The sequence below is a fragment of the Thalassoglobus neptunius genome (assembly GCF_007859735.1).
Classification (GTDB): domain Bacteria; phylum Planctomycetota; class Planctomycetia; order Planctomycetales; family Planctomycetaceae; genus Thalassoglobus; species Thalassoglobus neptunius.
Map to the genome: position 1 here is coordinate 17,237 of NZ_SIHI01000026.1, position 19,178 is coordinate 36,414.

General features: G+C 52.2%; 15 protein-coding genes. 5 read left to right on the forward strand and 10 right to left on the reverse strand.

All coding sequences use genetic code 11. The features are described 5' to 3' along the window. Positions 1-420: 420 nt before the first annotated feature. Both KOR42_RS20185 and gcvT read right to left on the reverse strand, forming a co-directional pair. The gene (locus KOR42_RS20185; protein ID WP_146511647.1) at positions 421-1,134 is read right to left on the reverse strand and encodes a pyridoxine 5'-phosphate synthase; all 714 of its coding nucleotides are present in this window, start codon (positions 1,132-1,134) and stop codon (positions 421-423) included. Positions 1,135-1,319: 185 nt separating this feature from the next. Then, a complete protein-coding gene (gcvT, locus tag KOR42_RS20190) occupies positions 1,320-2,405 on the reverse strand; it encodes a glycine cleavage system aminomethyltransferase GcvT (protein ID WP_146511648.1) in 1,086 nt (361 codons plus the stop codon). A gap of 121 nt (positions 2,406-2,526) precedes the next feature. Here gcvT and KOR42_RS20195 point away from each other — a divergent pair, with 121 nt between their 5' ends. Next, entirely contained in the window at positions 2,527-3,684 is a 1,158-nt protein-coding gene (locus tag KOR42_RS20195) for a serine hydrolase domain-containing protein (protein ID WP_146511649.1), read from the forward strand. Between the two features lie 44 nt (positions 3,685-3,728). On the opposite strand, the gene KOR42_RS20200 is transcribed toward KOR42_RS20195, so the two are convergent. Then, positions 3,729-4,361 (reverse strand): Maf family protein, encoded by a 633-nt coding sequence (locus KOR42_RS20200; RefSeq protein ID WP_146511650.1) that lies wholly within the window; start codon positions 4,359-4,361, stop codon positions 3,729-3,731. 23 nt (positions 4,362-4,384) lie between these two features. Next, positions 4,385-5,140 carry a PP2C family protein-serine/threonine phosphatase gene (locus KOR42_RS20205; RefSeq protein WP_146511651.1) on the reverse strand — a complete coding sequence of 252 codons (756 nt, stop codon included), beginning with the start codon at positions 5,138-5,140 and terminating at the stop codon, positions 4,385-4,387. Between the two features lie 169 nt (positions 5,141-5,309). Between KOR42_RS20205 and KOR42_RS20210 the strand changes: the two genes are divergently transcribed. Next, positions 5,310-6,119 (forward strand): alpha/beta fold hydrolase, encoded by an 810-nt coding sequence (locus KOR42_RS20210; RefSeq protein WP_146511652.1) that lies wholly within the window; start codon positions 5,310-5,312, stop codon positions 6,117-6,119. 66 nt (positions 6,120-6,185) lie between these two features. Here KOR42_RS20210 and KOR42_RS20215 read toward each other — a convergent pair whose 3' ends face one another. The 4 genes from KOR42_RS20215 to KOR42_RS26890 form a co-directional block, all read right to left on the reverse strand. Further along, complete coding sequence (locus KOR42_RS20215; protein WP_146511653.1) at positions 6,186-7,760, reverse strand: DUF7133 domain-containing protein; 1,575 nt, start codon at positions 7,758-7,760, stop codon at positions 6,186-6,188. Next, positions 7,760-10,234, reverse strand: a complete 2,475-nt coding sequence (locus KOR42_RS20220; protein ID WP_197441382.1) for a c-type cytochrome — start codon at positions 10,232-10,234, stop codon at positions 7,760-7,762. The genes KOR42_RS20215 and KOR42_RS20220 overlap by 1 nt, the downstream gene beginning before the upstream one ends. 344 nt (positions 10,235-10,578) lie before the next feature. Beyond that, entirely contained in the window at positions 10,579-11,355 is a 777-nt protein-coding gene (locus KOR42_RS20225) for a FliA/WhiG family RNA polymerase sigma factor (RefSeq protein ID WP_146511655.1), read from the reverse strand. A gap of 867 nt (positions 11,356-12,222) precedes the next feature. After that, on the reverse strand, positions 12,223-12,651 hold the full coding sequence (locus tag KOR42_RS26890) for a hypothetical protein (protein ID WP_197441383.1): 429 nt from the start codon (positions 12,649-12,651) through the stop codon (positions 12,223-12,225). Positions 12,652-13,013: 362 nt separating this feature from the next. Between KOR42_RS26890 and KOR42_RS20235 the strand changes: the two genes are divergently transcribed. The 3 genes from KOR42_RS20235 (at position 13,014) to KOR42_RS20245 (ending at position 17,730) form a co-directional block, all read left to right on the forward strand. Next, complete coding sequence (locus KOR42_RS20235; protein WP_146511656.1) at positions 13,014-15,062, forward strand: ABC transporter ATP-binding protein; 2,049 nt, start codon at positions 13,014-13,016, stop codon at positions 15,060-15,062. Between the two features lie 168 nt (positions 15,063-15,230). Beyond that, positions 15,231-16,580 carry a sigma-54-dependent transcriptional regulator gene (locus KOR42_RS20240; RefSeq protein ID WP_146511657.1) on the forward strand — a complete coding sequence of 450 codons (1,350 nt, stop codon included), beginning with the start codon at positions 15,231-15,233 and terminating at the stop codon, positions 16,578-16,580. Between the two features lie 61 nt (positions 16,581-16,641). After that, on the forward strand, positions 16,642-17,730 hold the full coding sequence (locus tag KOR42_RS20245) for a prenyltransferase/squalene oxidase repeat-containing protein (protein WP_231741026.1): 1,089 nt from the start codon (positions 16,642-16,644) through the stop codon (positions 17,728-17,730). Between the two features lie 73 nt (positions 17,731-17,803). Here the strand turns inward: KOR42_RS20245 and KOR42_RS20250 are convergent, their stop codons facing one another. Together KOR42_RS20250 and KOR42_RS20255 are read right to left on the reverse strand one after the other, a co-directional pair. Next, positions 17,804-18,331: a hypothetical protein gene (locus KOR42_RS20250; RefSeq protein ID WP_146511659.1), complete on the reverse strand. Its 528-nt coding sequence runs from the start codon at positions 18,329-18,331 to the stop codon at positions 17,804-17,806. A gap of 137 nt (positions 18,332-18,468) precedes the next feature. Next, the gene (locus tag KOR42_RS20255; protein ID WP_197441384.1) at positions 18,469-19,116 is read right to left on the reverse strand and encodes a J domain-containing protein; all 648 of its coding nucleotides are present in this window, start codon (positions 19,114-19,116) and stop codon (positions 18,469-18,471) included. Between the last annotated feature and the right edge of the window lie 62 nt (positions 19,117-19,178).

Genomic DNA, 19,178 nt, shown 5'->3' on the forward strand with positions numbered 1-19,178 from the left:
TTCGCTGAATTGAGAAGAAAGAAATGACTCACCGATTTCCAGCGAGATCCTCGCCGGCAATTCATCGGTTCGTTGTTGCCAACATCCGTCCATTCAAACACGTTTCGGGATACGTTCTAAGATAACAAAGTCATCCACTCACCCCAAACGCTGCGGAATTTCGATTTGCAGTGTTTTCCTAACCGTCCTCAGCGACGACAACAATGTTTAGGAACCTTGCTCCTCAGACGCACGTCAAGTCGTTGCCCCGCCGGTTCCCGCCGGAAATATCTGCCTTCCGAGCTTCGCTACTCGCGAAAACTTGCGCAACCGTGGTCGAACCAATGCTCCTCCCGGAGTTCTCTCGGAATATTCACACGTCGCAACATTCGAACACACGTTGCAACATTCAAACGCTTCCCCGAATGACAGAACGGGATATCACACGATCAGCTCTTTCATTTCTCGAACTGCCTGTTCGAGCCCGACGAAGACAGCCCTCGCGATGATGCTGTGACCGATGTTCAATTCACCGACTCCCGGAATCTCAGCGACGGGGACGACATTGCGATACGTGAGCCCGTGCCCCATGTGGAGTAGCAACCCCGAGTTCAACGCCATTTCCCCGGCCCGATAGAGTTGATCAAGCTCTGCTTTCCGAGCCTTCTGATTCTCAGCATCTGCGTAGCGACCGGTGTGCAGCTCGACCGCCTCCGCTCCGAGTTCGCGCGACGCTTCAATTTGATGTTCGTCGGGATCAATGAAGAGGCTCACTTCAATTCCGGCTGATTGAAGTTGATCCACACAACGTTTGACGCGGTCGCGATGTGTGATCACGTCGAGCCCCCCTTCTGTGGTGACCTCTTCGCGTTTTTCCGGGACGAGAGTGCACTGATCGGGAACAACTTTGAGTGCAATCGCCGTAATCTCTTCTTCCGCAGCCATCTCCAGGTTCAGCTTCACCTGAACGGTCTCTTTGAGAGTGAAGACATCCCGATCCTGAATGTGACGACGATCTTCACGTAAGTGAACTGTAATTGTATCTGCTCCGGAGAGCTCAGAAATGACCGCACCCCAGACGGGATCCGGTTCGTATGTTCGGCGTGCCTGACGAATCGTCGCAATATGGTCGATATTGACACCAAGCTGAGCCACAGTGGTTCTCCTTAAAAAATTGTTCCAAAACGCATTCGTCGACGGTCTTCACGCGAAGCAATTCGAGTTTCGAGAAACGATTCATCAGAACACGCCGGGTTTGAAGTTCGCATGTCGACACAAACTCAACCCGTCCTCAACACGTCACTGGCATGTTAATGAATCGAAGTCATCACGTTTAACGATTACGATCGCTTATAGAATGGAAGCGCCGCGATTTCCCCAGGTTCGCGCTTTCCGCGAATATCGACGTCGACCATTGTGCCAGGTGAAGCGTACTTCTGGTCGATGTAACCCATCGCAATCGACTTTTGGAGCGTTGGAGAAAATGTTCCGGAGGTCACTTTTCCAACTTCCTCCGAGTCGACAAGCAAAGTCGCCCCTTCACGTGCGATTCGCCGTCCAGACAACACGACTCCAATCCGCTTCGGCAGCGAGTCAGATGCTTCTGCCTTCTCGCGAATCGCTTCGTGGCCGAGAAAGGAACTTTTCTTGAGTTTGACACCAAACGTCAGCCCCGCTGTGACTGGATCAACGGCTTCATCCATTTCGTGTCCATACAGAGGCATTGCCGCTTCAAGTCGCAAGGTATCGCGGCAGCCCAGCCCACACGGCTTCAGCCCATGCTGCTCTCCCGCTGCAACGCATGCTGCCCAGACGTCGACAGCAGCGTCATTCTCGACAATCACCTCGAAGCCATCTTCTCCGGTGTAACCCGTGCGGCTGACGAGAGCATCGACACCGTTCACACCGCCTCGTTGAACGGAGTAGTACTTCATCGCGGACAAATCGACATCTGTCAGGGAACTCAAAATCGTCTGAGCTTGCGGTCCCTGAATCGCTAACATAAACGTACTTTGAGTCCGGTCATCAATCGAAACGTCAAAGCCAGATTTGTGCTTCTCGAACCAGCTCAGAATCTTCTCTCGATTCGAAGCGTTCACCACAACGAGAAATTCTGTTTCGAAATTGTAGATCAAGACGTCATCGAGAATTCCTCCCGATTCGTTGCAAACGAGCGAATATCGAACCTGACTGGGTTTCATTTGAGCAACATGATTTGTCGCCACATGATCAAGAAACGAAACAGCATCCGCTCCACTCACCCAGATTCGCCCCATATGGGCGATGTCAAAGAGCCCACATCCCTTACGGACGGCATCATGTTCTTCGACGATCGACGAATACTGGATGGGCATTGACCACCCCGCGAAGTCGACCATTCGCGCTCCCGATCCCTGATGCCAGTTCGACAAAGCTGTCTGTAACATGATTTCTTCCTGATCCAGTCGACTCGATAAAACTTCCACTCAATACAGCGCGCCCATTCAGAGACGAGCATCTTGCAAACTTCGCGTTCGATTATCCATCGATTATAGAGAATTCTATCAAATGAACTTCACCAACACGCCACTTCTCCAAATCGGCTCCGAATCCGAGGTCGGACTCAACAAAGATCGCTGGTCCAAAGTCCTTCAGTCTGCACAATCGCTGATTGACGAACAGCACGTTCCCGGACTTGCTTTCCAGGTCCAGCGAGGCGATTTTTCAACACAAGTTGAATCGTTCGGCCAGACGTTTCTCACAAATCGCGAAACTCCGATCAGTGCAGAAACACCCTTTCTCATCGCTTCACTCTCTAAGCCGATGGTCGCGATGACCATGTTGATGCTCGTCGAACGCGGCGCGTTGACGTTGAACCATCGAGTCAGCGATCTCGTTCCGGAGTTTCGAGGAGCCGGCAAGCGTGGCATCACCATCAAGAATGTTCTCACGCACACATCAGGCTTGCTGGACATGCTTCCCAACAATCGGGAGCTGCGATCTTCCAACTCGTCCATTCTTGAATTCGTGAAAGAAACCGGAAAGTCGGATCTCGCCTTTCCGACCGCGACGAATGCACAGTATCAAAGCATGGGCTTCGCGCTTCTCGCTCCGGTTGTGGAGAATGTCACAGGAAGACCGCTCCGTGAGTTCATCAGAACAGAACTCTTCGAAAAAATTGGAATGCACAATTCCTGGCTCGGCATTCCCGAGTCCGTTCAACTGAAAAAACCGGTTGCGGAAGTCCGTGTCCCTGACGATCAAATCGGAGAAGATCACTGGAACTGGAACAGCAACTACTGGAAAACTCTTGGAGCTCCGTGGGGAGGAGTTGTCTCGCCGGTCGAAGACGTCAGTCGGTTTTGCCGTTGGATTCTGGCGGGCGGAAAATCTCCTGATGGACAACATTTATTGAAGCCGGAAACGATTCGACTCGCAACATCCAATCGACTCAGAGACTTCCCGAACATTCCTGACTCCACAATGCGATGCCGTGGCTGGGGATACGGTTGGCGGATGAACTGGACAGATCATCGCGGCACATTCACTGATCTCGCGAATGAGCATGTCTTCGGACACTGGGGAGCGACCGGGACACTGATGTGGATCGATCCCAACACTCAAACAGCAGTGGTCATTCTCTCTACGCACCCCGCTTCACGATCGGTTTCTCCACTCGTCAACCTCTCCAACCAGATTGTCGCTGCCTTCGAATCGACGGATTGAGAACACAAAACACCCGAAGCAAGATGTTTCAAAATTGGAGGCAGTCAATCTGAGTTGATGACGCCGCAATCGCGAAGCGCACTCCAAACCCACTCGAGCGGCAAGCCGATCACGTTGGTCAGGCTGCCTTCAACGGATCGAACAAACAGACTCCCGGATGCCTGAATTCCGTATCCGCCCGCTTTTCCCAGTGGTTCTTCCGTCGAGAGATACCAGTCGAGAAGTTGCGGATCGACCGAATGAAACGTGACGCGACTCGTGACCGTGCCCGTTGTTCGCCGTCCATCCGGCTGAAGAATGCAGACGGCGGTAATCACTTCGTGGGTCGTTCCCGAGTAGTACTCCAGGAACCACTTTCGAACGGTCTCTCGCCAATTCTCTCCCTGAGGCTTTCCAAGGACAGCGAAACTACTGTCGGAACATTGCGCGAGGACGATTGTGTCTGCTGTGATCACACCAAGACTTTGATCAAGCTGAATCTGCTGCGCAACGTCTTCGCACTTCGTCAACGCGATATTAGAAAGCTGATCGAGAATCTCTTCCCGATTCTTGATCCCCTCAAATCCCGCCTCTTCATTGTCGAGCGGAGGACGAATCGCGATCAAATCCGGAGGGACGATCTGACGTAAGAGCGTTCGCCGCTGAGGGGATTGTGACCCAAGATAAAGATGACTCATGCGAACTGCGCGGCCGTTCGTTTCTAATTCTGCACGTAAAGAACGATGCAGGTGATGTTGTCTTTCGATCCCCCATCCTGCGCCGCTTTCACCAGCGAGTCCGATGCAGCCTGAGGATCGTCGTTGGCCACGAGAATTTCTTGCATCAGCTCATCGCTGACTCCGTCAGAAACTCCGTCGGTGCACAGCAAATAACGATCACCCGATTGAGGAGCGATACGCACGGCGTCGCTTCCCTTGGCTCCATCCTTCGATCCCAAATAGCGATAGAGAACATTTTTGTATCGATGTGTCTCCGCATCGGCCGGACTGATGGTCCCAGCTTTCACCAGTGCTTGAGTGAGCGAGTGATCCTCAGTCAATTGCCGGAACTCATCCCCACGCAATAGATAGGTGCGGCTGTCCCCGACGCCTCCAATATAGAATGCGTCATTGGCACGGACGATGAAGGTAATCGTCGTCCCCATACTTCGAAACTTCGGCTCGATCTCACCGAGTGCCATAATCTCGGAATTCGCATATTCAATCGCCTGATCAATCCGTTCAACGACCACTTCATCCGTCGTTGTGGCGTCCCAGTCGAAGGTTTGGTCGAGCCGCTTCGAGATCAATTCGACAGCCAGTTCACTGGCTTTCTCCCCTGCACTCTGGCCACCCATACCGTCAGCGATCAGGAAATAATGCCCATCGGAATGAATGAAGAGGCGATCTTCATTATTCTCACGAAAATTTCCAGTGATCGAAACCGAGCCCCAAGTGAGCTCGGAGGAATCTGTCATGGACTCACCTTGAAAATGTCGCTGTGTTGCCCAAACTTTCAATTGTAACCGTCGAGGTGGAAACCACAACACAACAGTATTTTCCAGATCGTCGGAGTCAGTTCAATACCGGACCCGGATTTCTATTCAGGTCGTCACCTGTTTTCACAAGCGGAACGGAGTACACACAATGGTACCCTCACTCAAACGGATTGATGGACGACTTGTCAACATCGTTGATCAAGGAACCGGACCGGCCATCCTTTTCGTTCACGGTTTTCCACTCGATCATTCAATGTGGAAGCACCAGATCGACAGCCTCTCCGATCAATTTCGAGTCATCGCGCCCGACCTGAGAGGATTCGGAACCACCGAAAGCGACGACAAGCTGACGACCATGCGGCAGTTCGCAGACGATCTGGCTGCCATCATTGAAGCGACGGATGGCATTTCCAAAGTGACTCTCTGCGGCCTCTCAATGGGAGGATACATTGCCTGGGAGTTTCTGCAAAACCATTCCGGTCTCGTCGAACGTCTCATTCTGTGTGACACCAAAGCGTCCGCAGATTCTCCCGAAGCCCGGCAGACACGGCTCGACAATGCCGCCCGCGTTCTTCAAGAAGGACACGCGTTCATCGCAGAGGGAATGATGGAAAAACTCTTCTCCCGAAAAACACTCTCGGACAACACTGAGATTGTTGAAGAGACGAAACAGGTCATCCTCAACTCTTCCCCCACTGCAATCGCAGCTGCGCTCCACGGAATGGCTCAACGTTCGGACATGACTTCAATTCTTTCCGGAATCGAGATTCCTACGCTCGTCATCGTCGGGGAAGAAGACGGCATCACGACGAGGGAGGAAATGGAACAAATGGCCCGATCAATTCCGAGTGCCACGTTCTGTCCAATCCCCGATGCAGGACACATGGCCCCGCTCGAACAACCTGAACTCGTAACAAATGCCATTCGCGAGTTTCTCACAAAACATCCGATCAGCTAAGGCTCGATTCGAACCAGGCGTCATGAATCCATACAAGCGATCAAGCCTCGCGACGACTGCTCGCAATCACTGGTCGCGAGTGATCGCCTTAGGAATCCGATTGAGCGTGTAGTACGCATCCGGATGAAGGAGCGGTGCTCCGTCGGCGGAGCGAACCCCTCTCGCGGTGAGTTCATGCACGAAGAGTTCACGCATCCCCTTAACGGTCAGCTTCACAGACAAGCGGTCTTCGGAAACATCAGCTGAGGTGATTGTCAGTTCGCGGTTTTGAATTTCTTCGCTTCCATAGGATGCTTGATAGAGATACGTATAGCTGTTCATCGCGTATGAACTCACATCGGCTGCGGTCTCGGGATCGACTTCTTTTGTGAAGGTCAATCGAAAGCCATCGTTCAGTGCCGACATTTCCTGAATCTCAAAAGGAACACGCCCTGACCACATAACACGTTGCAATCCATAAGACGCTGTCCCCAAGCTGCTCCATCCTCGATTGCTGAGACCAGCAAAGAGGCTTCCATCCGAGGCTTGTTGTAACCGCAACACAGCTGAGGCCATTCCATCTCGAAACGGAAAACAGGCTCCCTGATATTCCCCATCGACCTTTTCAAGAAAGACACGATGGATGCTGGCGAGCGTGAATTCCCCAACAAACAATTGCCCGCTGAACGGACCGAATTTTCCGCCGCTTGAATCGAGGACAATGTCCGTCACCGACTGGCCGACTTTCTTGTACGGAAACCAAACCGCCGGAGGAACCATCTGAGAGAAGTTCTTGAGTGCCGTTGGAAATGGGACTCCATTCGGGACCGATTCGATTCCGTGAATCGGAGAGTCGGGCTCACTCATCGATGCGAGTGCCTCGGGATGATGAAAGAAGGCCCCCTTACGCATGTGATGCAACGAATTTGTCGCGACCCAGTTTCCCTGCTGATCGGTGTAGAACATGTCACCGTCGGCGTTGCTCCCAATTCCACTCGGAGAACGCATCCCGGCACAAATGGGAATCAGTTTTCGATTGTCGAGATCGACTTGCATTCCCCAGCCGCGCCATCGTGCCTGTCGATACCCGAGCGTGGGGTCCTGAATGGTTCTCGAGAGTTGGTCTCCTTTCAGCCCGAGACCAATATTCAGCGTCAACCAGATGTTGCCCTGTCCGTCGAGTTCCGGCCCGTAAGCATATTCGTGGTAGTGTCCCGTCAGCCCCCATCCTGTCGCAGCGGTTTCGTAATCGTCGGCGATCCCGTCACCATCACGGTCACGGACCCGCGTCAGTTCACTCCGTTGAACGGTGTAAAAACTGTCATCATGCCAGAGGAGCCCCAACGGTTCGTGAAGGCCGCTGGCAAACTTGTGGTAAGTCACATTGTCCGGGGGAACGTCACTGACACCGTCCAGAATCCAGATTTCCCCTTTGCGAATCGCGACGGCGAGCCGACCATCCGGAAGCTGCGTCATCCCACTCACTTCCAGCGGCAACCCGTCAGGAGCCGGCTTCCAGTTCTTCGACCGGGACTCCGTTCGCGATTCCGGAGTAAAGATCGACACGATGGGATAATAGTCGTCAACATCTTCAGCGATGACTGACTTCTCGAACAAGCCAGCAAGGACAATGACGACCAGCAGAACTCTCCACAGAAACATTACCAGTGATACTCCAGTTCGATAGAAAGTTGGTTTCCGATTGGCCAGGTGAGAACATTTCGCTCTTCTGAACTGTGGCCATCCGCTTGCCCCTTGAAGATGACTGTTAATCCGTCGCTGTTTGAGTACTGAAGTGGATTTTCAGTCGAAGGCTTCAACTCTGGCCCAAGAACGATTCCGAATTCGTCGTTCAAGCCATCGTCAACATTTCGCGGTTTGACTTGAATCACCTGCTTCAACTCGTTTTGTGCGGTTGGCTCAAATCTCTGCTCGACCACGAAGCCTCCCAATTCAGAGCGAAACGTCGGAACTCCTTTCTCGTCGAGTCGATATCCGAGGAATCTCTGTTTGGACTCAATCTCAACCCGTTCATCGCCCCGATCGGAGCCCTTTCGAACGAAGACATTCGAAACGGCATCGGACAAGTTGAGGCGATCTTGACCGAGGGGGACTGCAGGAGGAGTGAACCGATCGAACCACGTTCCATGGGCGTCCAGAAATCGACCTCTCCAGATTTCCGAGAGCACCACATTTTCGGCATCAAACGCAAGATGCACATTCTCAGGAAATCCGACAGCAATGGCATGTGTTCCGGCACTCTCCATGAAAGTCCGAAGAATCACGGGACGATCTTCCGGGAACAGTTCAAAATCCTGCTGTCTGGCGACGACAATTTTCTCCGGTAAACCTGCCTGGTCAACATTTCCGAGATACGCCCAGAGCGCAGCGATTTGATTCTCAACATCTCCTTGCAGGATGTCCTGATTCGAACTGACCCCATTCGGGAAGAACGACGGCATTCGAGTCCGCTTCTTAAGAGCGATCGGGTTCAGAATGAACTTGTCGAACCAGTCTCGATGCACACGGTCAGTGACACTCGCAAGATCGACTCCAACGACACTCGGAAGGCTCTCCGATTGAAGTGGATGACATTGAACGCATCCCGTGTTGAAGAGTTTCCGACCTGCGGACTGAAGTTGCTTCGCTGTGAATTCCGGCTTGTCAGTTCCCTTCTCTGGGCTGTTCTCTGATTGTGCAAGTTCGTCTTCCGACGCGAGCATTTTCGGCAAAGACGCGCACGCTTCTGACTGAAACCGTGGCATCTGAATCGTGAGATACGGCCGTACCGAATTCTCACCGTTCAGAACACTTTCAATCCATTTGGTTTTGAGCTTCGCTCCGACATGAGTCAACGGAGGCGGAAGCTTTCCTTCATCCCCGATGTCCACATTTCCAACTGTCTCAAAGAACCCGCGGCGACTCGGCCCCATTCCGCCCAGTTCGTTTCTTTCGTGACAAGCAAAACAATTCAACTGAAGCATGGCCCAATCCGCTTCCGTCAGTGTGTCGGATAGCGCATCTTGACTTTCTTTCTCTGATTGAATTCCGTCTCGCAACGCATTGACCTGTCGATCGCTGAGCGGAAAGAAGACTTCATTGGACTTCGGAGAGTTGAGACAACTCTCGTTCGCGTTGAAATCGAGTTCGGTCAATGCCGGCCCCAGTCGTGGCTCAATGACTTCTTTGACGTGATGACAATTGGCACACCCAAACTGTGCGAAGTGTTCGCGTCCCTGTTCGATTTGAGCTTGCAGCTTCTCGTCTTCAAGTTCGACCGATTCGACCTCCGGGAGTGATTTCATCCGGATCTCTCGCGGTTGATCCCCGAGGAGATACGCAGCGACGTCGGCTGCCTCAGTTGCTTTGAGATCGAATGACGGCATCCGGCCAGATGGACGTACCTTCAGCGTGTCCATCAAGAAGTAAGTCAGAGACTGGTGCGAGTACTTATCGTCGAGCTTCCCGAACGGAACGGAATTCACCGTCTGCGCAAGATGACTTAAGCCGAGTTCTTCGATCTCTTCGGACGTCAGTCCTTCGATCAGCTTCAGCAGAGACTGATCCTGACCAGATGCGCTTTGTCCCTCGGTGTATTCCGGATCCGGCTCATGACACGCCACACAACCAATTGTATGAAAGAGTTTCTGGCCGACATCCGATTGACCTTTGATCCAGAACTCATGGGGAACGGGATTGGCTCCGGTCGCTTTGATTTCAGCGAATGGTTCGGTCTGAGTTTTCAGAAATGCGACGATTGACTCGACGACATTGCCTCTCTCGTCAGTCTGCAATCCATGCAAAACGTCCGGCATCGTTGTGCCCGGTTTCACATCGTGCGGCGCAGCGAGAAACCTTTTCAGCCACTCAACCTGCACGCGACTTCCGACGGCTTTCAAGTCGGGGCCACGCTTGGGAGCGGTGTCGTTTTCCGTGCTAAGATGGCAGGCGGTGCAACTCAACTCGGTGAGAAGCAATTTCCCAGCTGCCTCGTTCGGAAGTCGTCTCGATTCCGCAAAGCGATCGAAACCTGCCACAAATGGTTCGATATTCTCAGCGACTGCCGATTCCACCGAACTCCACTGAATGCACAACCCGAAGAAGAAGAATTGTGCAGCCGTCGCGACTCGATTCATCCCGCCATTCCACTGTCTGCGCATTCACCAGTTGCCTGTCTCACGTTCGTTCGCTCGCCTGCGATCACTCGCTTGGCGTTTGACTTTTAAGGATGAGGGCAGGTCATCACGATCACTTGATCGCCTCGCGAAAATGAGAGGGCTCATTCCATTTGAGCCAGACTCATTTTGAGAACGAGAACCTGTTCCATCCAAAGAAGCGGACGCATTGTGGCACAACTTGGAGCAACTCTCCAGACAGTCACGTCAATCCGCGCAGGCGATGAAACAAGTTGCGGCGCGTTCAACAAAAAAAGCCACCTTGCGGTGGCTCAAAAGTTGATGGGATGTCTGATTTCAGCAGCTTATGCAAACTCAGGGCGGCGACGACGCAACTGATCTTTGAGGCGAGTCACGATGCTTGAATGCATCTGGCTGACACGACTTTCCGATAGCCCAAGAGTCTGGCCGATGTCTTTCATCGTCAACTCTTCGTAGTAATAGAGAATGATGATCAATCGCTCATTACGATTCAAACCTTTCGTGACGAGTTTCATCACGTCACGCTTTTGAATCCCGAGCGTCGGATCTTCACCCTTTGAATCTTCGATCACGTCAACTTCGCTGACGTCTTTATAGCTGTCGGTCTCGTACCACTTTTTATTGAGGCTCACGAGATTGACGGCATTCGCTTCGGTCTTGAGCTTGTCGAATTCATCAATCGACAATTCCATTTCCGCTGCGAGTTCGACATCTGTTGGTGGTCGACCATGGCGGGCTTCCAGCGTTTTGCGGGCAGCCTCCAGTTTGCTGGCTTTGCTTCGAACAAGACGAGGAACCCAGTCCATCGTTCGAAGTTCATCCAACATCGCACCACGAATACGGGGAACACAGTACGTTTCGAATTTCACACCGCGCTCGAGATCGAATGCTTCGATAGCATCCATCAGTCCGAACACTCCGGCGGAAATCAAATCGTTCAGGTCCACCCCATCAGGCAACTTGGCCCAAACGCGGTCAGCGTTGAATCGCACAAGGGGGAAATAGTGAACCATGAGCTTATTGCGAAGCACCTGGTCCATCTGATCTTTTTTGTATTCAGTCCATACGGCCTGAATGTCGTCTTTGACCTTCGTGGTCATACACTCCTCCGTGACCTCATGTCGATCACCGCATTCGAGTTCGCGAACGCCAATCTTCACGTCCACACCAGTGTGAAAGCAAAAACATGAGAACGCTTAATCAAATTATCGGCAAACCGAGGAGATTGATTGAGGCAATTGTTACATGTGACACGATCGACACGAATCTTTCAGAAACATCCTGAATCTGGAAGATGTCCGTCGAGACGCAAAAGTGAAATGAAAATCGGGGGGAACATCAGCAACCGGGGGGAAATGAAATGTGTTGCTGACGAGAAGCGGGTGATAATTCAAGTCGCCGAATATTGGCAAGCGACACCACTCGAAAAGGATTCGCCGGTGGAAACAGAGCGCAGATGTTGCCGACTCGGAAGAGCTTCCAGCGAGCGCCCCAGCCCCTGTGGCAGATTTCGCTGAAAGAGAATGGCCAGCGATTGAAAATCAGAAATCAGGACAAAATTCTCTTGGCGCGAGAATTTGGAAGTCCCAGCTGCGGTCCCGAACGAAGATCAGAACAGCACTCCCGGTCCGAACATGTCTCTCAAGAGAAAGAGGCACTACCCGGGATTACAAGCGGTGAATCGCCCTCTCAATCGACTGCTCACTCCAATCGAGCTGTCTGAATTGGGACACTGGGCCGTCGGAACAACACATCTGTGTGCTCATCCGCTTTTAACCAAATAGACAAATAGGACGAGAAGCTGCTCGAACGAATTCCAAGATGTCACACCACGCACAGAGACGGGTCGTAAAGCTTCGTCCGTCGAGCTCGTGTGTCGACTTTGTGGCGTCGTGCAAATGTTCGTGTCGGCCAACGAGACATCCATTCATCTGACCGACACTGAACTGAGCACATGCTTTTTACTCTTAGTATCCCCAGGTTCGATAAGCGACTCCGTATGGCGTCTGGCGAACGACGGTCCGACTGGCACTGACTGGGAATGGCCAGAGTGGGGCATAAGTTCGTGTCTTCACGACAGAACGATGAGGGGCATAACGAACTGTTTGCGTCACTCCGACTGGCGCCGCGACAACAACAGGTGCCGGTGCAGGGGCGACATATGTGACAGGCGCGACCGGAACGACTGGTCGATTCACAATCACTGGAGCCGGGTAACCGTAAGGCACAAACGCAACTGGAGCAGGAGCCACATATACGGGTGCTGCCGCAGAATAGACCGGAACAGGTGGGTAAAGAACTCGATACTCCTGAGCGGAAACTTGATTGTCGAATCCGAACCCAGCAGCCGCTCCCATCAACACACACACTCCAACAATAGATTGAGCCAACCTCATTGTCTCTCCTCCCCTTCAATTTCCTGATGTCTCGATACAGCCACCTCACGCAACAAACCGGGCGTGCGTGACTCCGTTCAAGCATACGCTGGATCAATCAAGAAATCACCTACCATCACGTTCAGTCTCCCCGAACCTCCTATTTTCTCGTCTTTTGAGAAGAGAGTTTGTCGAATTGAGAAGAATCTGCAAAGAGTCCCGCATCACACAACGACACACGCTAAACCTCAACATGGACAACACTTACACCCTGTGCCGAAGAAACGAAAAGTCGCGATTCGTATAGACACACACGCTCAAACCCTGTCTAATCCGACTGGACACTTCGAACGGACTCGAAACAAGACGAAACGGATTATCGCGTGGACAGTTTTCAACGCCTTGTCAAATACGTCTGGCCATTTCGCCGCCAGCTACTTGTCTCAATCATGCTGGGCGTCGTGGTAGCAATTCTATGGGGAGCAAATCTTTCCTTTGCTTTCCCAGTCATCAAGGTGTTGCTCGAACGTAAGAATCTTCACGATTACGTCGCTGAGCAAATCGATCATGCCGACGAGGACGTGCGCGCTGCGGAAACAGCAGTGGCCCGCCACGATAAGACCGTTCAGGAACTCGAACGGGCAAGCGTTCCGCCGACAGATCCCGAATATGTCAAAGCTCTGCAGTCTCGAGCAGAGGCCAACGAAAGCCTGGCGGATGCTCGCAGCGATCATTTTCAGATGCAGCGTCTTCAGGCAGTGGTCATGCCGTTCGTTCCTCAGAACGAATTTCAGACGCTGTTCTGGTTACTGGCAATCGTTCTCGCGGCCACCGCACTCAAAGGATTTCTTGTCTTCCTGCAGGAAGTTCTGGTCGGTCGAATTGCCGAACGAACCGTGATGGCGATTCGAAAGGACTTGTTCAGCAAAGTTCTGAAGATGGATTATCAGTTTTTGTCTCATCAAGGGACAAGTGGGCTGATGTCCCGTTTCACCTACGACGGAGAACAATTGTCGCAGGGAATTGTGCTGTTGGGCGGTCGGCTGATTCGGGAACCATTGAAGTGCCTCTCATGTATGTTCCTCGCGCTTTACATCAACTGGCGATTGACGCTTCTTTCAATCTTCTTCTTCCCGCTGCTCGGATTGTTCCTCTACAAGTTTGGCGATCTGCTCAAGAAAGCGAGTCGTCGAATGATGGAGAGCATGTCGCAAATCTATAAGGTCCTGGAAGAGTCCTTCTCCGGCTTGAAAGCAATTATCGCATTCAACAATCAGTCCCGTCACGAACAGCAGTTCAGCCAACAGTACGAGAAGTATTTCAACAAAGCGATGAAAGTGGTTCGCATCGATGCAGCCGCCAAACCGATGCTCGAACTGCTCGGTCTCGCTGCCATGTTTGTAGCTGTCTTCCCCGGAGCGTATCTCGTTTTGCGTGGCAAAGAACACGTCTACGGAATTCGTCTCTCGTCAGATGTCATGAGTTCTGCGGAATTGGCGACGTTGTATTTCGTGCTTGTCGGAATGCTCGATCCGTGCCGGAAAATGTCGTCCGGATTCTCGAAGCTGAAGAAGAGTGCCGCCGCTCTCGATCGCATCCTCATGGTCATCGACCGCGAAAGTCAAATTGTCGATCCCGTCGCGCCGAAATCGACTCAACGGCACTGCAAATCGATCCGTTTTGAAGACGTCTCATTCCGATATGAATCGAAAGACGCAAAAGCTCAACGAGGACTGGCACTCGAACACGTCGATCTCGATGTCAAATTCGGAGAAGTCATCGCCATTGTTGGTCAAAACGGGTGCGGGAAATCGACGCTCGTGAACCTGCTGCCGCGATTTTACGATCCGGAGAATGGGCAAGTTCTGATCGATGACACCCCACTCACCGAGTTGTCGCTCTCGGATCTTCGAGATCAGATCGGATTCGTGACGCAAGAAACGATGCTCTTCGATGACAGCATCTTCGAAAACATTCGATACGGCAGCCCCAACGCGACACGAACCCAAGTTGAAAGTGCAGCACGTCGAGCCCATCTCCTCGAAATCATTCAGGCACTGCCTCAAGGATTCGACACCGTCATCGGCGACAAAGGCAAAGAACTCTCCGGCGGTCAGCGTCAACGCATCGCACTCGCTCGGGCCATCCTCAAGGACCCCGCGATTTTGATTCTCGACGAAGCGACTTCCGCTGCCGATGCGGAAAGCGAATCACTGATTCACGAGACCCTGAACTCCTTCGTCAAAGGACGCACGACGTTTCTGATTTCACACACGATCTCGAACAGCCTGCTGAAATTTGTGACGCGAATCGTCGTCATGGAGCGAGGTCATGTCATCGCATCAGGAACGCACGATCAGCTGTTGGAAACGTGCCTCGTTTACAAACGTCTCTACAACTCCCCTGCCCGAGTGATTGGAAAAGTCGCATGAATCGGTCAGTGATTGCGTCTTCCTGATTTCTCCGATCAACGGTTTTCTCGCGACTTCCGGCAGTCCGTCTCTGGTCTTTTACTCTCCAAATTCTAAACTTGGGTGTGCGACTCTGGAGTGATTCTTCACTGCAGACACGTTTCCAGCCTCGGTAGGAAAGACCTTACTGTGACACAGACCGCTGCGCAGAGACAAATTCTCGTCGTCGAAGATGAGGATATTATTCGAAATACACTCGCTGAGTTTCTCGAGGGAGAGGGATTCGACGTCACTCAAGCTGCTTCGGTCACTGAAGGACTGAACAAAGCCCGAGAGCAGGATTATCAGGTTGCAATCTGTGACATTCAGCTTCCGGACGGAGACGGCATCAAATTGATGCGGCAGATGCATAAACTCAATCCGTCGCTGTTCGTGCTGATCATCACCGCTTACGGAACCGTCGAGTCGGCAGTCGATGCTTTCAAAGGTGGTGCGTTCGACTATCTGACGAAACCGGTCATCTTTGATGATTTGTCGAACAAGTTGAAACGCGTCTTCGAGTATCGAGATCTCTACCTGGAAAACCAGAAACTCCGACGCGAGCTTGAACAGCCACATCGGTTTGATCAGATCGTTGGCTCAAGCGAACCCCTCAAAGCGCTCCAGGACTCGATCGCCAAGATCTCGGTGACCAATTCGAACGTGCTGCTCGTTGGAGAATCGGGCACAGGCAAGGAATTGTTCGCACGAGCCATTCATTCAGCTGGCCCGATGAAGGACGAGAAGTTTCTGGCCGTTAATTGTGGGGCTCGCCCGGTCGAACTTCTCGAGGCCGAAATCTTCGGATCTGATGCCCCCGGTGCGTCTCAACCGGGGATTCTTCGAATTTCTGCAAGTGGAACGGTCTTCCTCGACGAAGTCGCTCGGCTTCCGATGGGCACGCAACTCAAACTTCTCCGAGCGATCGAGTACGAAGAAAGCATGCCGAGCGGAGGTTCGGAGACCTATCAAGTCAACTGTCGAATTATCACTTCGACCAGTGAAGACCTGTTGCGACTCGTCGGCGAACAGAACTTTCAAGAAGACCTGTTCTATCGGCTCGACGGTGTGAAGATTCGAATTCCGCCTCTACGCGAACGGCTCGACGACATTCCGGAACTGGTCGACCATTTCATTGCCAAACATTCCAAAGCTTTGCGAAAACGAGCTGTCAGCGCAACCAGTGAAACAATCCGACTTCTCATGGCTGCCCAATGGAAAGGGAACGTTCGCCAGCTCGACAACGCCATTGAACGGGCCGTCATCATGTGCGACGGAACAACCATCGAACCCCACGATTTGCCGCCGGATCTTCTGGGAATGGGGCAACCGCTTCCGGACACAGACGACCTGCGTAGCGCATTGAGGCATTACGAACGCTTGCACATCTCGCGAGTGCTGCGTCAATGGCCGGACAAACGCGAAGCAGCCAAACGATTGAAACTCGGCCTTTCGAGCCTGTACCGAAAGATCGAAGAACTCAGCATCGAGCTTGGGTAACGAGGAGCGTCGCAACAAGAAAGAATCGTCCGAATCACGATACGGAATTTCAGGAGAGCCAATGATGTTCGTCAGACAATTGATCTCCGTTCCCGTTCTCCTTGTGACACTCATTGCGACATGCTTCGCTCAATCGAGTAACAACGAACTTCAACCTGAAGACCATCAGGAGAAGATTCAACAGGTCATTGCGAAGAGCATTCCATTCCTCATTGAAGAAGGCGAGGGATGGATCGAGAAACGTGGCTGCGTTTCGTGCCATCAAGTTCCCTTCATGCTTTGGAGTCTTGATGCAGCCGGGAAACGCGGCTTTGAAGTTGATCAATCCAAGCTCGATCACTGGAAAGACTGGGCGACGAAGATCGATCACTTCGCCAATCCCAAGAACACGACCGATCGAAGCGAAGCAGAAATCGCAGCTGCGAACATCGATACGATGGCGCAACTTCTGTTGATTCTGAGAACTCAATCAGAAGATCAACCGCCAGCCTGGCAGGAATCGTTCACACAGTATCTGCTCGACAATCAATTGCCCGACGGGTCCTGGAATGCGTGCGGACAACTTCCGTTTCAGAAGCGACCGAAAACGGAAACGACGCAGGTCACAACAATGTGGACGCTGATCGCGCTGCTCCGAAATGGCAACGCCGACTCTTTAGATTTGTCTGAACAGAGCCTTTCGGAACATCTCACCCCAGAGGGAACAAGCACCGAGTGGTGGGTCACTCGCTTGTTGCTGGCAGTAGAACTCAATCGCCCCGTGGGATTGCCCTTAATCGATGTCACCGAAGCCCGTCAGCAATTGCTTCAATTTCAGCAACACGACGGGGGATGGGGTTGGCGGACAAGTGATCCAAGCGACGCACTTGCCACTGGGATGGCTCTCTATGCACTCAGTCAGACGCAAGAGGATGAAAGTGATTCCGCGATCACCCGCTCTCAACAGTTCCTGATCGAGACTCAAACCGATCGCGGATTCTGGGAAGTTCACAGCACCAAAGGCAAACACCAACATCAGGTCACAGACACAGCAACCTATTGGGGCACGGCATGGGCCGTCGTCGGTTTGTGCTCATCGCTCGAAGATGACAACTCATATGTTGAAAATCTTCATCGCGATGAGAGCACCCGCATCCCGGATTCGCACTGATTCCCTCAAGACACCCGCAATTTGTATTGAGCACAACGGGTTTAGATGACCACTGAGAGAGCCTGACTGTGGTTTAAGATGTCCTGACATCGCTCGGATAAAACGTTTGCAGATGAACTCCACTTCCAAGGCGAAGGATGTAAAGAAAAACAGCATGAGCGAAGAGACCTCTTTCAATCGCCCCCGTTGATTTTGTGAACCGTTCTATTCGGGGAATCGGCTTCGCAAGAGGGATGACCTTCTTCGCTTCTTTCTGCGACTTGTTGACATCAAATTGTTGCAGAAGACTTTGCCCGGCCCCTGAATTGATCGCCTGATAGAGCGCTTTCACCATATCGGCCCGGCTGGTAAATCTCGAATCGACTCCGGGTGCCCATTTGTTTTCGATCCGCACCCCATTCTTGGGGTCCATTCGCCGCGATTGTTCGATCGTCTCCGCGAGAATCAACACCGTCTTGTTCCGATGGGTGATGTCCTCCCTGCCGTCCGCATGTAACCCGATGGCATGGCCGTCTTGTTTCGACTTAGGAGATGGCCGTCCTTCACTCTCGCAAAGCAAGTCGTGAACTTCCTGGTAGGTATAAGTCTTCTGGTAACTCATCAGATTTCTCGCTTTCGTAGATTTTCATCATTGGTTTGCAACGATTCGCAAGACCGAACGCTGCTTGCATCAAACGAAACGGGTTCAGGTGAGTGCATCACACACATGCCAACGGTCGATTCAATTTCCTTCGCGGTTTATGGACCGGTCATCATCTCCCAAGCAGATGCGGCATGCCAGACAAACAACGCAAATCCAAAAAGGACCGTCCAACCCAAAATTTTCAAAGTTGGCGAAGCAAAAACTCCAAAACAGACATCTTCCCCAAAATCAGGCAGCCAGATCAGCAAGACCCCCATCGTCGTTGCTCCCCAGAACAACGCCCCAGCTTCCTCGAAGATCGTGGGGTGAAGCAGACTCATGGCCCCGTAAGTTAAAACAACCACGAGCAGTGTCAGGTTTTGGCCCCAGGTCGACTCCTCGTTTGAAGCGAACGGAGAACTCGAATGAAAGAAGCTCGTCGTGAACAGCTCTGCAAATTCCGTTTGCCTGTTCAATTCGTCCGGAGAAGTCGTTGGCCGTCGACTGGAATTCCGCTGCGAGGGACGCGATGAAGAATTTCCCGGCGATGAATTCTGCTCATCCCATTTTCGACGATCTTCGGGATTGTTGAGAATTTTGTAAGCATTGACGACAGCTTTAAAAGAATCGCTGGAAGACTGCTGAGGATTCCGATCGGGATGATGTTCGACCACCAGCTTCTTGTATTGCCTGCGAATCTCCGCAGAGGTCGCATTTTGGCTCACTCCCAGAATGAGATAGGGATCGAACAATGCTCTCGACACTGTCCTCCCCTTCTCACGCAATCCCAGGAATTGTCAGAGTGTGTGCGGATTGAAATTTCGAC

Bases quoted from the DNA above. Each gene is read 5' to 3' on its own strand.
- gcvT (WP_146511648.1), bottom strand. From the start codon at position 2,405: ATGTTACAGACAGCTTTGTCGAACTGGCATCAGGGATCGGGAGCGCGA.
- KOR42_RS20195 (WP_146511649.1), top strand. From the start codon at position 2,527: ATGAACTTCACCAACACGCCACTTCTCCAAATCGGCTCCGAATCCGAG.
- KOR42_RS20200 (WP_146511650.1), bottom strand. From the start codon at position 4,361: ATGAGTCATCTTTATCTTGGGTCACAATCCCCTCAGCGGCGAACGCTC.
- KOR42_RS20205 (WP_146511651.1), bottom strand. From the start codon at position 5,140: ATGACAGATTCCTCCGAGCTCACTTGGGGCTCGGTTTCGATCACTGGA.
- KOR42_RS20210 (WP_146511652.1), top strand. From the start codon at position 5,310: ATGGTACCCTCACTCAAACGGATTGATGGACGACTTGTCAACATCGTT.
- KOR42_RS20215 (WP_146511653.1), bottom strand. From the start codon at position 7,760: ATGTTTCTGTGGAGAGTTCTGCTGGTCGTCATTGTCCTTGCTGGCTTG.
- KOR42_RS20220 (WP_197441382.1), bottom strand. From the start codon at position 10,234: ATGAATCGAGTCGCGACGGCTGCACAATTCTTCTTCTTCGGGTTGTGC.
- KOR42_RS20225 (WP_146511655.1), bottom strand. From the start codon at position 11,355: ATGACCACGAAGGTCAAAGACGACATTCAGGCCGTATGGACTGAATAC.
- KOR42_RS26890 (WP_197441383.1), bottom strand. From the start codon at position 12,651: ATGAGGTTGGCTCAATCTATTGTTGGAGTGTGTGTGTTGATGGGAGCG.
- KOR42_RS20245 (WP_231741026.1), top strand. From the start codon at position 16,642: ATGATGTTCGTCAGACAATTGATCTCCGTTCCCGTTCTCCTTGTGACA.
- KOR42_RS20250 (WP_146511659.1), bottom strand. From the start codon at position 18,331: ATGAGTTACCAGAAGACTTATACCTACCAGGAAGTTCACGACTTGCTT.